This is a genomic window from Enterococcus sp. DIV0574, from assembly GCF_051711125.1.
Classification (GTDB): domain Bacteria; phylum Bacillota; class Bacilli; order Lactobacillales; family Enterococcaceae; genus Enterococcus_D; species Enterococcus_D gallinarum.
Map to the genome: position 1 here is coordinate 2,709,966 of NZ_JBIOMA010000001.1, position 14,818 is coordinate 2,724,783.

Genomic DNA, 14,818 nt, shown 5'->3' on the forward strand with positions numbered 1-14,818 from the left:
TAACAAACAAAACACGTTTTTCCACTTCAATAAAAGCAGAAAAACGTGTTTCAACGGCTGGAAAGTAGCTGGCTTTTTGGCCAAATTAGCCAAAGCAGCTTTACAGCGTTTCAATCAAATCCAGTGGATGCTCAATGAAAAAGTCCGGCCTAACAGCTAATAAGGCTTCTTTCGTATGGCTTCCCCAAGCAACGGCAACAGTGCCTACACCGGCTGCCTGCCCCATCTCGATATCAAAGGTCGCATCACCAATCATCCTCACCTCATCTTTTTGCAACCCATGATTTTTCAAAATTATGGTTATCCCTTCAGGATGCGGCTTATAATGCGTCACTTTATCCGATCCGATCGTCTCTGCAAAAAAAGCAGCAATGCCTAATCCCTTCAGATTTCGATTCAATATATCGGTTTTCTTACTGGAAACCACAAAACATTTGATGCCTTGCTCTTTAAGAATTGCCAGTAATTCAGGGATGCCATCGAACACCTTAAGCGACTTTTCTTCAAAAAATTGATAATGGCTTCGAAAAATAGTGAGAAGTTCCATTAATTTCTCTTCGGATAACTGCCTGTTCGCCATCTCTAGAAATGATTTTTCAATAGGAATCCCCATGTAGTAATCGATTGTTTTCTCATCAGGAATCATTAGACCTATGTCACTAAATGCTTTTTGCGTCGCCAATATCCCACATTCTCTAGAGTCACCTAGTGTCCCATCAAAGTCAAAAATCAATCCCTTAGTTCTCATTCCATCCTCACCCTTCATGATCAAAAAGTTTTATTCATCGTATCCTATTCTTTGATAGAAAACAATCATTGATTTTTTCCTCGTCAGAAGCTATTGATCACAAGCAGATCCTAATTCTACGTATCGCTCATATCTTCTAAAAAAAGAGGAAATGGACTCTTTTTTCAAAAAGTCAAAAATAACTGTTGACCTTAGAACGACTCTAACCTTTATGCTAAGGGTGTAAAGAATATGGAGGGAAAAAAATGAAACATTGGCATAATTTAGAAATCGACGCAGTACAATCAGAAACCAGTACCGAACTTATCACTTCGGAAACGCGTACAAGTTATCAGGCAAAGCATGGAAAAAACTTACTTACTGAATCAGAAAAAACACCAGAATGGAAAAAATTCTTTTCTTATTTCCATGATGCTCTGATGTATGTCTTGATCGGTGCTGCTGTTTTGAAATTTATTACAGGTAGTTTTGTTGAAGGAGCAATCGTTTTATTAGTCGTTATCCTCAATGCCATGATTGGTTATTATCAAGAACGAAAAGCTGACGAATCGCTATCAAGCATCACAAAGCTTCTCAGTTCAAAAGCAACTATCGAATCGATAGAGGGAAGACTGTCTATTGATGCAGAAGAGCTAGTTCCTGGCGACCGTGTCTATTTGGCACCAGGTGATATTATCCCTGCTGATCTGCGAATCGAATCAGTCAATGAATTGAAGATTGATGAGTCGATTTTGACAGGGGAGCCTGATGCAGTCGTGAAGACCGTCACTCGCTTAGATGAGCAGACAGCTTTAGCCGATCGAACCAATATGGCTTACTCTGGAACGCAAGTCCAATCAGGTACAGGGAAAGGCATCGTCGTCGCAATTGGTTCCGAGACTGAGATTGGCAAAATCAACCAATCTCTTTCATCGATCGAAGTCAAAGAAACGCCTTTATTGAAAAAGGTCAATGAAATGAATCATTCAATCTTTAAAGGTATTGGACTATTCATTCTTTTACTTGGACTGATCAGTTATTTTGTTTACGGGATGAGCATGATGTATATCGTCTCTGCGATCATTGCGCTGATCGTTTCCTCTATCCCAGAAGGATTGCCATCAATCTTGACGATTATTCTATCTTCTGGGGTAAAAAATATGTCTCAGCAAAATGCGATCGTGAAAGGATTGCCTACGGTAGAAACCCTTGGATCAATGACAGTGATTTGTTCGGATAAGACTGGTACTTTAACAAAAAACGACATGACGTTAACTACTTTGTTTACAAACAATCAGGTAACTGATGTGTTGAAGACAAACCAGGAAGATTACCCGGAGAATGAACTGCTCGCAGAGATCATGCAAAATTGTCAAGAAACGCAAAGCTTTGAGGATGTTCATTGTCCAGTTACAGGAAATGCCACAGAGTTAGCCTTGTTAAAGTGGACGAATCGGATCGGTGCCCAACGAATAGAAAGTGTAGAGACGTTGCCCTTTGATTCAAAATACAAATATATGGCTACAAGTCATAGAATAAATGGCAAGAAACGTATTTTTGTCAAAGGCGCACCGGATGTCATTATGACCAAAGTTTCCGCAGCTCATATCGATGGAACTATGCAAAAATTTGATCGCCTGCAGTGGGAACAAGTCAACTCATCTTTTGCTTCTGAAGGTCAGCGAGTGATCGCTTTTGCCTACAAAGATGTAGCAAACGATACCCTATTAACCCATGACGAAATAAATGATCTAGTTATGACCGGATTAGCAGGTATTATTGATCCGCCGAAAGAATCCGCGATCGAGGCTGTCGCAGACTGTAAAAAAGCGGGTGTCAGAGTAGTAATGATTACCGGAGACCACCCTACAACAGCCAAAGCGATCGCCCAGCAACTAGGAATCAATCATGCTGATCGAGCAATTACTGGTACTGAATTGGATCGTTTGTCAGCAGAAGAATGGCAAACCGTTGTGAAAAACACCAATATTTTTGCCCGGACTACACCAGAACACAAACTTCAAATCGTGACTTTCCTGCAAGGACAAGGTGAGATCGTAGGGATGACGGGCGATGGCGTAAATGATGCACCCGCACTTAGAAAAGCCGATGTCGGCATTGCTATGGGGATCAAAGGGAGCGACGTAAGCAAACAAGCGGCAGACATGATTCTGATCGATGATAATTTTGCGACGATTGCCAAAGCTATTAGAGAAGGTCGCAGAATTTTTGACAATCTAAAAAAGACGATCCTCTTCTATTTACCAACTTGTTTGGCACAAGGTCTATTGCTGATCGTCTCCATGCTGGGAAACATGCCTTTGCCATTGACCACCGTTCAAATTCTCTGGCTTAATCTTGTCGCATCCATCACACTTTCTTATGCGCTAGGCTTTGAACCCGCGCACAAAATGATCATGAACCGTGCACCTCGAGACATGAATGAGAAAATCATTTCCAAATATACGTTGTTTCGAATCCTATACGTGGGTATCCTATTGACCTTTTTTGGCTTCCTTACCATGAATTTATTTAGTGATGAAGCGACAAGACAGACCGTCCTCATCAATGCGATCGTTTTTGGTCAAGCATTTTACATGCTCAATTGTCGTGAGATCACTAGCTTTGCCTTCAGTAATAAAATCAAGCAAAACAAAGCCCTGATCTATTCGTTGTCAGTGATGGCTCTATTACAATTAGCGATGGTTTATTTCCCGCCGCTGCAGAGAATCGTCCAAACAACTTCATTAAGCTTGAACAATATGCTGATAAGCATTCTTCCTGCTTTACTACTATTTCTATTAGTAGAGTCGGAAAAGCACATTACACGTGTGATTCTGAATGAAAGTTTTTCTGAACAGTTCAATTCATTCGAATAATAAGCAATAGCAAACTTTCCTCAGATAAATGCGCCTTTTACTAGTCTTGATACTATTGAACGTATCACTAGTTCAATAGTATTTAGACATTTAGGGAAGAAACAACGATTACGTTCGAAGGATGAGTAAAAAGTGGGACTGTGCCATAAGTCATCATCCAACAAGCTAAACCGAATAATAGTCTGTTGCTAGGCTTGATTCCTCTGACTTTTGCGACGAGGAGCCCCTGCACCGCAGGAGCAATAATAATTAATGTTCGGATAGCGTTACTTGTAGGAGACTTATGGCACAGTCCCGTCTTCTTTATTTTGTTACAAACTCTTGTTGCAAAGCTTTTAATAAATATTTTTTCTGATCAGCTCACCGTTTTTCCACTGCATCTCAACGGTCTGATTCCCTTTGATTTTCAGCCCTTTGACAAAACCATCTTTCAATTCGGCTGGTAAGGACGGCAACCATTTAACATGTCCGTTGCGATCTTGGATAAACAGATTGGCGATCCCAGCAGCCACGCCAAAGTTACCGTCAATCTGGAATGGAGGATGTTTGCTCCAAAGATTACTATACGAAGCTTCTAAAATAGCATGCTGAATATGTTGATAGGCTTGCTGTGAATCTCCTAGGATAGCAAATAAATTGATTAACCAAGCATTACTCCATCCGGTATGTCCGCCACCATTTTTTAATCGCAGAGAAATTGACTTTCTCACTGCATTTAAAAGCTCCTCTGTTCTATAAAGTTCACCAGGGTATGCGCCATAAAGATGGGAAACGTGGCGATGTCCAGGTTCCACTTCTTCAAATTCTTCTTGCCATTCTAAAATTTGACCTTTTGACCCAATTTTTACAGTTGCTAAATAGGGTTGGATTTGCTTCATTCTATCCAACAAATCATCATGGATATTTAGTGATTCACAAGTTAACCGGAAGAAATCAAAATTTTCATTGATCAAGCAGATATCCATTGCAGTTGATAGCTGCAATGAACATTTGTTGCCAGCAGCATCGAAAAACAGGTTCTCTGGTGACGTCGAGGGACAGCTGTGATATATTCCGTCACTTTCTATTAATGTATTGACTAAGAACATAACAGACTTTCGCAATACTGGATAGACCACCTCTTTCAGGTACGTCCTATCTCCCGTGTACTCATAGTGCCGGTATAAATCACTGGCTAGCCAAGCCCCGCCCATTTGCCACATCGCCCAAGAAGCATCTCCTCTACCAGTCTGAGATCGATAAGGAGTCCCCACTGGATTGGTTGTAAACCAGCGATCTGTATTATGATGACACACAGATCCTGCTACACCATAATGAAGGAAGGCGGTCTTTTCTCCTGCGCTAGAGAGTTGTTCAATAAAGTTACTATAAGGTACAAAGCATTCGTGTAAATTACAAGTATCCGCTAACCAGTAATTCATCTCTAAATTGATATTTGTTGTGAAATTACATGACCAAGGCGCTCGCAGCTGCCAACTCCAGATCCCTTGTAAATTACTCGGCAAACTCCCAGGACGAGAAGAACTGATCAATAAGTAGCGTCCATATTGAAAATATAAAGCGATTAGACCAGGATCTAACTGCCCTTCTTTTACCCTTGCAATACGTTCATTCAGCGGCAACTGGACTTGGTCGCCCAAATACATCTCTACTCGATTGAACAGTTCTTGATAGTCTTTCCTGTGACGCTTTTTAGCTTCTACAAAGCTTGGAACTTTTCCTGCCCCTTTTCTTCTAAAAAGAAATGATACGTTTCGGGCATTTTCAATGATAAGTCGATCGTTGTTAAAAACAAGATTTCCATCCGTTTGCTCAATGATTAATTCATAAATATGTGTTTCCCCGCGAGTCCCTTGTACAAAATCCCATTCATTGCTTATATAGTTTGGATTGACATGTTCCGGACATTGAACCTGTATTTCAACACAGCTTTCATTAGCATGGTAAACAACTTTTGAGTGTAACTGTGACTCATAAGCAATACTAATGGATTCAGCTTCCGGAGCAATAAATCTTCCCCACAAGGCTTGGTCAGGATAACTAGCAAAATACTCGCGCTGATAGACACCTCTCGTTCCTTGGTATGTTATTTCTACTTTACTTCTGCTTAAATCAAGACAACGGCGATACTGATCAATCGCTCCTTGTTGGTGTGGTTGTGTAATAATCAGATTTCCCAAAGGCAAGTAGCTCTCGGTGTAATTCCCTAAAAAAGACTCTTCCACTTGTTGCCCCGCTTCTAGATAACGGCCTTCCAAAATAGCTTGTTGGATTTCTGATAAATAATTCGCAGCTTCTGGTCGATTTTTGTCATATTCGTATCCCGACCAAAGTGATTCGTCATTCAAGCCAATTTTTTCAGGAAAACTTCCAAAGATCATTCCCCCTAGACTACCATTCCCAATAGGCAACGTTTCCTCCCATTCCTGCGCTGGGTTTGTAAAGAAAAAATTCATTTTGAGGATCTCCATCATAAAAAAGTCCTATGGCTGTTCTTGAAAAAGTATTGTTCCTTGATTAATCAGTCATAGTCTTGTGATCTCTTTCGCTCAACCTAATTCTAGTCATATTCCAAGAAAGCGGCTTTGTGCTGATTGTAACGCTTCCTCCATCAATCACTACCCGCTCCTTCGAATCACAAGGGACAACTAACTCTTGATTTGGTCCATTAACTGCTTTTGTATCGTAATCAGCCATTTCAGTAGCCTCAATGACACACGCCAATCTCAAATCAGAGTCAACCGTGAATGTAATTTCTTCACAACTATGCTTGTTAACAGAGAAAATAACTAGTTCATCTTTTTCTTCGTTTAAAATAGCAATACTGTCAAGATAGGGTACATTCTTGATTTTGTTGGTATCATAAGTTACTACATCAACTGTTGTAGTTAATGCTTTGCCTTGTCCATACAATGAAGCTTGTTGATACGGATAGAAGATGGTCTGCTTCCAAGCTGTCCCATTTTTCTCAGTCATAATCGGTGCGATCACGTTCACCAATTGCGCTAGACAAGCAATCTTCACTCGGTCAGAATTCTTTAATAATGTAATGAGCATGCTGCCAACAAGTAAAGCATCTTCAAAATTGTAGATGTCTTCCAAAATGTGAGGTGCTACCGTCCATGGCTTTTGCGCCGCGGTTTCTTCATTGGAATGGTACCAGACATTCCATTCATCAAAGGACAACATCATGGTCTTGTCACTTCGTTTTTTTGCTTTCATCGTGTCGCAAATGGCGATTACTGACTTGATAAAACGGTCCATATCTTCTGACTTGGCCAAAAATTCAGCAAGGTTGTCAGTTTTATTGTCATAATATTGATGCAGTGATAAGTAATCGACATATTCGTATGTGTGCTCAAGTACCGTTAATTCCCAATCCACGAATGTCGGGCGAGAGCTGTTGGAACTGCCGCACACCACTAGTTCAATTGAATCATCTACCCATTTCATCGCTTTGGCAGTTTCTTCTGCTAAACGACCATATTCTTCTGCTGTCTTATGCCCAATTTGCCAATCTCCATCCATCTCATTGCCCAAGCACCAGGTTTTAATTGCGAAGGGTTTTTCGTCTCCATTTTGCTTTCGAAGATCAGACCAATAGGTGCCTCCTTCAAAATTGCAATACTCAACTAGATGACGCGCTGCATCGATACCCCGCGTTCCCAAATTAACGGCCATATTCACTTCAGTATCGCATTCTTTAGCCCAACGCATATACTCATGTAAACCTACTTCATTCGTTTCAATACTTTGCCACGCTAAGTCGAGTCGTTTAGGTCGCTTTTCTCTTGGCCCAATGCCGTCCTCCCAACGATAGCCAGACAAAAAATTTCCTCCAGGATAGCGAACAATTGGTACTGCCAATTCTTTGACAAGTTTTAAAACATCTTGCCGAAAGCCATTTTCGTCACTCGTTTCATGATCTGGTTGATAAATACCTTCATAGACTGCTCTTCCCATGTGTTCAATAAATGAACCATAAATTCGGCGATCGATTCTCGAAATTTGTTGTGTTTGTGAAATACGTGCCCTAGCCTTCACTTGATCACACTCCTTTTATTCTTATCTCAAATTGATAATGATAATCCTGTAAATGTAGTTGGTATTTGTCTAGTACATCCGGACCACAGCTTCTGGAACCAATCCCGTGCTGTTGATAATCGATGTACAAATAATAGCGGTCTGCTTTTTTTAGTTCATGAATATGTTGTGCGGAATCAATAGCCGCAGCAGAATAAGAATGTACACTAAAATTAAAGAAATGGTTTCCTTGGAACTTGAGTGCTAATTGATCGTCCGACTTGAATGTCGCCCACTTCGTCTGGCAATGATTGCCACTTTCTTGTGGATATAAATATTGGAAACTCAGTTCATCTGTTGCTTGAGAAAACACATCAAAGTAACTGCCATTTTCAGTATCTGCATAGGTTTCTTTAGGTCCCTTTCCAGACCAGCAAGTTTTCGTAAATCGTTTATGCAGCTGCCAAACAAGTCCGATACGAGGAACTGTCAGCGGATAATGGTTTTTAGGCTCCCCAGATATTTCATAGGTGACTCGTCCATCCTTGAAAAAAGTGATATTCGTTGTTTGCTCAATATGCCAAAACTTTCCTGCTGGCCCGATTGCTTCCTTTAAAGACAGTTTCAATTTATCAGAGTCATTGGCGACAATGCTGCAGCTCATTAAATTTGTCATCATGCGATCGACACCATATTCCCGCCATATTTCACTAGAAATAAAATCATTGTTTGTTGTCGGCCGCCAAAAAATACTTTCTGGAGAGGCTAGATAAATGTCTTGATGCTCGTTCATGAACTGCCATTTACCAGTAGTTTTATCTACTCTCAAATAATTTGTCCCATTTCGGAGCAGCAACATTTTTGCATCATCCTGAATTTCATTAAATAGGAGTATATCAGGTTCTTGCTCTGGTAGAGAGTCTCCTTCGATTGGCATAGATGCGACAATACGAGCTAATTTGCCACGAAGCGTCTTTTGCTCATCGAAAATCTGCACTTTTAGCAAATTGGCCTTTTTTGTGTGCAACAGTTCGCTAGGTAATATCACTTCGACGTCTTTTTCGTGGGGTAAATGAACTGTCACGATCTTTCTTACCAACACTTCTTGATCTCGCTTTATTTCAAAACAACACTTCATATCTAACAAGTCTTTGAATTGATTGCGATTGCGTAGGATTATTTTTCCGACTTCATACAAGGAAAAATCAATGGCGATTGGTTCTTGTTGTCGTTGAATATCGAAATAACTGGGTGATGGTTGTAAATCAGGGGTCATTAACCCATCCAAAACAAAATTGTAGTCATTAGGAATATCACCAAAATCGCCGCCGTATAAATAGGTCGGTTGCCCTTCCCGCTTTGCTTTGATTCCTTGATCTTTCCATTCCCATAAAAAGCCACCTTGTAATTGCGGTTCTTTATAAAACATTTCCCAGTATTCTTTCAACGAACCGGGGCCATTCCCCATCGCATGTCCATATTCACAAAGGATGTATGGTTTGATAACTTGCGGATTGTCTGCGACCTCTTGTAATTCTTGAATCGTCGCATACATTCTAGAATTAAAATCGGCTTGCTGCACATCTTTAAAGTAGCGCCCATCTGTTTCTGAAATACAATCACGGGACTCTCCTTCATGATGAATCAATCGAGTAGGATCTTTTTCGCGGCACCAACGAATCATTGCTTCATGGTTTGTTCCGTTTCCAGACTCATTTCCTACCGACCAGATAATGATTGAAGGATAATTTTTGTCTCGCTCGACCATTTGTTTCATGCGATCAAGATAAGCTTTCTCCCAATCTTGATTGCTGCTCAAATAATTTTTATCTCCGGTACTCCCTATTCCATGACACTCTAAGTCCGCCTCATCCATCACGTATAATCCGTAGCGATCACACAATTGATAAAATTCAGGACTATGAGGATAGTGAGCTGCTCGAATGGCATTAAAATGCGCTTCTTTCATCAGCTGGATCTCTTTTTCCAAGAAACCTTTTGGCAGAGCTCGCCCCTTCGTCTCATGAAACTCATGGTGATTGATTCCTTTAAATAGAATTGGTTTGCCATTAATACAAATTTTGTTTTCCAAAAGAGCCACTTCTCTGAAGCCGATTTCCTGACAAATTTCCTCTTCTGAAGTGACAAAGCGCAACCGATACAATTCTGGTGTTTCAGCAGTCCATTTTTGAGGTGAAACGACTGGAAAAGAAAAATGATGGTTTTCTTTATCTATCACAATCTTTTTTTGAAAGACAAGTGATTCTTTTTCTAAAAAAATTTCGCAATCGAGCTGATTACCATGAATGTTTGGAAAATCAATAGTCAAAATACCATTCTCATAGTTGTTGTCAAATGATGTTTGAATGTGAAAATCCCAGATACATTCTTGGGGGCGATGCAGCAAAGCTACATCACGAAAGATGCCACTCAACCACCACATATCTTGATCTTCAATATATGAACTATCGGACCATTGAAAAACTTCAACGACAAGTTGATTTTCTCCCTTTTCGATAGAAGCGGTTACATCGAATTCAGCTGGATTGCGGCTGCCCTTACTAAATCCTATATATTTACCATTAAGATACAACGCAAAGCAATTATCCACTCCTTCAAACCTAAGAAATTGCCGCATTTTTTTAGAGTCACAAATAAAATCATATCGGTAAACCCCTACCGGAATCTCAGAGAACGTAAAGGGCGGATTGATTGGAAATGGATATTGTATATTCGTATAGTGCGGTTGTCCATACCCTTCCATTTGCCAATTACTTGGTACAGAAATCAGGTGACTATTTTGCCAAAAATCATCAGCAAAAAACCGCTCCCTTTCAACATCTAGATGAGACGGAAAATATCGAAATCGCCAGAATCCATTCAATGACAAAACTCGCGAAGAATTGTCATGATCATCCATTGGAGCATAGGGGAGATAATAACTTCGCGGGCTTTGTCTATTTTCTTGAATGCGCTGGGGATCTGACAAGTAGTTTGTCTTAAACATTCGTTTTTCTCGCTTTCATTCATAATTAGTCTTTCATACCAGTTGTTGCACCAGAATCTAAGATATAACGTTGGAACACGATAAACACGAGAACTAAGGGAATAATTGAAAGCACTGAAGCAGCAATCAACACGGTCCAGTTGACATTTTCTGCCCCCACCAAACTCCTAATAGCTACCTGAAAAGTGTATTTTTTGGGGTCGTTCAAAACAATCAAGGGCCAGATGTAGTCATTCCAACGCCATTGGAATGAAAAGATGCTCAGCGTCATAATGATTGGTTTGGCAATAGGTAACATGATTTTCATAAATATTTCCCCATCCGAGGCTCCATCGATACGTGCGGATTCGATTAAGTCGTCTGGAATAGAGACGAAGAAGGTTCTGAACATGAAAATTCCTGTAGCAGTGTTGATTGAAGGAATAATGATCCCGGCTAAACTATCATACAAACCTAATTCTCGAATCACTGTAAACACTGGATTCATGATTACTTCGGTAGGTAACATCGTTGTTGCAATAATGCAGACAAAAAAGAATTTCAACCACTTCATATCATATTTTGCAAATGCAAAGCCACACGTTGCACTGGCAATAACCGTCAATATCGTGGTAATAACGGACGACTTCAAAGTATTTGTAAAGTATCTTACGAAATCTAGACTGGACCATGCATCGAGATAATTCTGCATGGTTGCATGCTCCGGCAAGACACTTAATGGATAGGAAAATAATTCTGACCCTGGTTTAAAAGAGCTGAGTATAAACCAAACTAGTGGGAACAAATACAGCATTGCCACAAGAACTAAGGCAGCTGTGAGAATGGTTGTGCTCGTTTTATCGTGAAGCTTTGATGCGTCATTCATTTTTACCACCTCCAATTTTCATTTGAACGAGTCCGAGAACTAATAAGATTGCAAATAATACCATGGAGGCTGCACTGGCATACCCAACTTTCATCTTGTCAAAGCCAGTTGTATAAATGTATTGCACAATGAACATATTTGCTGTACCTGGTCCGCCATTTGTCAAGGATTGAACCAAAGCAAATTCTTTCATAGCACCGATACTAGCTAATAGGATCACCATAAAGCTAGTCGGCTTCAATGAAGGTAGCGTAATGTACAAAAACTTCTGGAAGGATGAGGCACCATCAATATCGGCTGCCTCATAATATGACCTAGGTATGTTTTTGAGAGCAGACATAAATTGCAACATGTTAAATGCTGTCCCACCCCAAAGCGCTGCCAACAGAATTACCGAAAATGCTGCGCTTGCATTGGAAAACCAGGGAACAGATTCGCCGCCTAAATTCCCAATGATATAGTTCACAAAGCCAAAATTTTCTCCAAACAACCATTTCCAAATAACCCCAGCAACAATACCCGAAATTGTCCAAGGCAAGAAGAAAACAATTTTCCCTAAGAGCTTTCCCTTTGTGTGCTTGCTGTTCAGCAAAATGGCAATTCCTAAAGAAACAGCGTAAATCAGCGGCACCAAGCAAATTGCATAAGTAAAGGTTCGGAATAAAGATCGGTAAAAACTCGCATCTTGAAATAAAGCAATATAATTTTCGAAACCAAGAAAGTTAGCAGTCCCAAATCCTTTGTAGTCCGTTAAAGAGTAATAAAAGCCCAAAATTGCTGGTACGAGAAAAAAAGTAATGAACAGGACAATATTGACTCCCGTAAAAATCAAAGGCCATTTATTTTTTTTAAGTTTCTTCATGCTCTGCCCCCCTCTTTCGTTTTTAAAACTGGTATGACTTGATACGATGCAAGATGTTCAATCTCCTGCCAAACTAATGCGCCAAATTGAGGATCATAAAAAGAGTCATCGGTCATTTTAGATTTTTTAACCGATTTCATAAAAGTCTCAAAAGTCGAAAACTCATTCCTGCTCCCGCACTTCACAAGTACGGTATGATTGATTCCTTTAGAAACGATGTCTCTACCACGAGTATCCCCGATCTGCTGCATTTCATAACCTTGCGAGAAGTAAACGCCAAGGTAGCTTTGATCTTTTTTGATAAACAGCCAATTAGAATCATTGATATCCACCCGCTCTAAATTCCAATAGGGCACATACATGTGGATAAACGGTACATATGCTTTGGATAAATCGTATTTCATATGCAGAATATTTTTAAATTGTTTAATACAAGGCATCCGGCCATTTCCAGCCCAATAGCTAGGCCGATTTTCACCACTATGCATAAACTCACCTGGGTTGTTTATCCAAAGCTGTGTCCCATCACTGCCTAACGAAAGATTCATCATATGTTGTTGATGGCCCTTTTGAAAACAGTGATACTCGATTCCACTAGCAATTGAATATTCTCGACATTTATAGAGATACGTCTGCACTCGATTGATCCCCTGAAGATAAGTTGCTGTCAATTCCTCATTTGGCTGTAAATCAATCAAAGACATGCATTCTTTTGGTGGAACATAATCAGATAGGCAAAAAAGTGTCGATGCTCGTAAGGCGTAATTAAAGTTCCCTTGATCCCAAGCAATTGCCAAAATATTGCTTATTTCTCCCAAACGCATGGCTTTCAAATCGTGCTCATATGTTCTGCCAAATGTGGAGGAAAGAGTTCCTCCATGAGAATTTACAGCCATGATCGTGAATGTGAAATCCAATGCTTTTTTCGCTGCATCTTTTATCTCTTCATCTGGCGCATTCGTATAAAGGCTGAAAAAACCTATTAAATCGATAGGCAGATACGTAGTAGAATTCCATTCAGAAAACCCATAGTGTTCAAATTGATCAAACCACTGTAACAAGCGCTGTTTTCCTAATTCATATTGTTGACTTCCTTGTCTTCCACTCGTGACAAACGTTTCCTCTGGAAGCAAGCATCCAGCAAAATATTGGCAAGCATGAAACAATAAGGAGTGATTTTCACTAAAGTACCACATGACATCGTTTCCAGGCTCATCAATCCAATAGCGAAAATGTAACGCCAACTCTCGGAGTTTTATCCTTAGTTTCTCTGGCAACTGCCCTTTTTTTCCTAGCCAAAAACCTAGTAACGGTGCGAACATAAAATCTGCGCAATCTCCCCGTTCCTTTATCATACGAAAAGCCGGCTGAAGTTTTTTCCAGCACTCTTCTGATAATTTCCCGGTTAAGTGGATTTCTGCTAACGCACTATTCATATCCGGAATGGCAAGGTTTGAAAAGATTGTCAAAGCTGTCGCTTTTCTCACTTCTAAAGTTCCACCTAAGTTGCGCTTTAACTTTTCTTCGTTATAAACTGTAAAAACAAGTTTTTTAAACAGATAGGTTTGGTCTGGAAGTAACACGCCCACAAACAGATGCGTTAGCCCTGAGGTAGGGATATCTTCCACATTCCCTAAAGAAATGCGTTGATTATTTAAAGGTAGAAACTGACTTTCTCGTCGGAAATCTGTAATATTTCCCCCAATTTCTTCTGTAAAGGTGACCTCTTCATAAGTAACAAAGACTTTCTCGAAATAATCGTAGTCCGAACAAATACGTACTTCTCCTTTAGAATAAAAATCTTTCTCAAAATAAAGTCCATTCAAGAACTCCTCTGCCCGTTGAAGAATAGTTTCGTCATACGATAAAGGCAAGACTACTTGAAAGTGATGATTCGACAAGACGTTTAATTCAACAAAAAAATTTACATCTCGCTCGGCTAGATCATCCATGTAAACAATGAGTTCATTATCGCCTTGTTCTAGCGGGAGAACTACAGTGGTTTTCGTGCCATGGTTTCGCGTATAGGGCCGAAAATCAGTAAGCAATTTCCCATTCATCCAAAGAATAGCTCTTCCGCAGGTAACCAACGAACATTCCACCGCTTGTTTCTCTTGACAACGCAGCTGTGCCCGCAAGTATGTACTTACTTTATGCGGAGTTGCTTGAAAAGTAGAAAAATCTACCCTCGGATTTTCAAAACCATCATATACCTCTGAAAAATCTTGCTTTCCAGGATACGGCACCTCAGAAAGCGTTTGTAAGAAATTTGCTCGAATGGGATATTCGACTTCTTGATACCCTTCCGTCATATTTACAGGAGCATCAATACAACTAGCTTTGCTTTCAACTTTTTCCTTTTGGAGCATGCTGCGTTGCCAACAATTGATCGAACTGCCTTGTTTTACTGAATAGATATAATCGCTCATTCTTCTCCCACTTTCAAAATAGAATG

At 40.1% G+C, this 14,818-nt stretch carries 8 protein-coding genes; 1 reads left to right on the top strand and 7 read right to left on the bottom strand.

Annotated elements, in window-relative coordinates; translation table 11 throughout:
• Window positions 1–100: 100 nt before the first annotated feature.
• Complete coding sequence (locus IGJ45_RS13020) at window positions 101–748, bottom strand: HAD family hydrolase (RefSeq protein WP_219645132.1); 648 nt, start codon at window positions 746–748, stop codon at window positions 101–103.
• A gap of 245 nt (window positions 749–993) precedes the next feature.
• Between IGJ45_RS13020 and IGJ45_RS13025 the strand changes: the two genes are divergently transcribed.
• Entirely contained in the window at window positions 994–3,606 is a 2,613-nt protein-coding gene (locus IGJ45_RS13025) for an HAD-IC family P-type ATPase (protein WP_113849309.1), read from the top strand.
• Window positions 3,607–3,941: 335 nt separating this feature from the next.
• On the opposite strand, the gene IGJ45_RS13030 is transcribed toward IGJ45_RS13025, so the two are convergent.
• The 6 genes from IGJ45_RS13030 to IGJ45_RS13055 all read right to left on the bottom strand — a co-directional run bounded on the left by IGJ45_RS13030 (window position 3,942) and on the right by IGJ45_RS13055 (window position 14,792).
• Window positions 3,942–6,062, bottom strand: a complete 2,121-nt coding sequence (locus IGJ45_RS13030; RefSeq protein ID WP_162787465.1) for a glycoside hydrolase family 95 protein — start codon at window positions 6,060–6,062, stop codon at window positions 3,942–3,944.
• A gap of 61 nt (window positions 6,063–6,123) precedes the next feature.
• A complete protein-coding gene (gene arfA / locus IGJ45_RS13035) occupies window positions 6,124–7,650 on the bottom strand; it encodes an arabinosylfuranosidase ArfA (RefSeq protein WP_185079660.1) in 1,527 nt (508 codons plus the stop codon).
• A gap of 4 nt (window positions 7,651–7,654) precedes the next feature.
• Window positions 7,655–10,636: a glycoside hydrolase family 2 TIM barrel-domain containing protein gene (locus IGJ45_RS13040; protein WP_409531225.1), complete on the bottom strand. Its 2,982-nt coding sequence runs from the start codon at window positions 10,634–10,636 to the stop codon at window positions 7,655–7,657.
• Between the two features lie 25 nt (window positions 10,637–10,661).
• Window positions 10,662–11,501 (bottom strand): carbohydrate ABC transporter permease, encoded by an 840-nt coding sequence (locus tag IGJ45_RS13045; protein ID WP_081131969.1) that lies wholly within the window; start codon window positions 11,499–11,501, stop codon window positions 10,662–10,664.
• On the bottom strand, window positions 11,494–12,363 hold the full coding sequence (locus tag IGJ45_RS13050; protein ID WP_103300198.1) for a carbohydrate ABC transporter permease: 870 nt from the start codon (window positions 12,361–12,363) through the stop codon (window positions 11,494–11,496). The genes IGJ45_RS13045 and IGJ45_RS13050 overlap by 8 nt, the downstream gene beginning before the upstream one ends.
• Complete coding sequence (locus IGJ45_RS13055; RefSeq protein ID WP_156247730.1) at window positions 12,360–14,792, bottom strand: hypothetical protein; 2,433 nt, start codon at window positions 14,790–14,792, stop codon at window positions 12,360–12,362. Before IGJ45_RS13055 ends, IGJ45_RS13050 begins: the two co-directional genes overlap by 4 nt.
• Window positions 14,793–14,818 lie beyond the last annotated feature (26 nt).

Coding starts and splice junctions, on each gene's coding strand:
- IGJ45_RS13025 (WP_113849309.1), top strand. CDS start 994: ATGAAACATTGGCATAATTTAGAAATCGACGCAGTACAATCAGAAACC.
- IGJ45_RS13055 (WP_156247730.1), bottom strand. CDS start 14,792: ATGAGCGATTATATCTATTCAGTAAAACAAGGCAGTTCGATCAATTGT.
- IGJ45_RS13020 (WP_219645132.1), bottom strand. CDS start 748: ATGAGAACTAAGGGATTGATTTTTGACTTTGATGGGACACTAGGTGAC.
- IGJ45_RS13045 (WP_081131969.1), bottom strand. CDS start 11,501: ATGAATGACGCATCAAAGCTTCACGATAAAACGAGCACAACCATTCTC.
- IGJ45_RS13030 (WP_162787465.1), bottom strand. CDS start 6,062: ATGAATTTTTTCTTTACAAACCCAGCGCAGGAATGGGAGGAAACGTTG.
- IGJ45_RS13050 (WP_103300198.1), bottom strand. CDS start 12,363: ATGAAGAAACTTAAAAAAAATAAATGGCCTTTGATTTTTACGGGAGTC.
- IGJ45_RS13040 (WP_409531225.1), bottom strand. CDS start 10,636: ATGTTTAAGACAAACTACTTGTCAGATCCCCAGCGCATTCAAGAAAAT.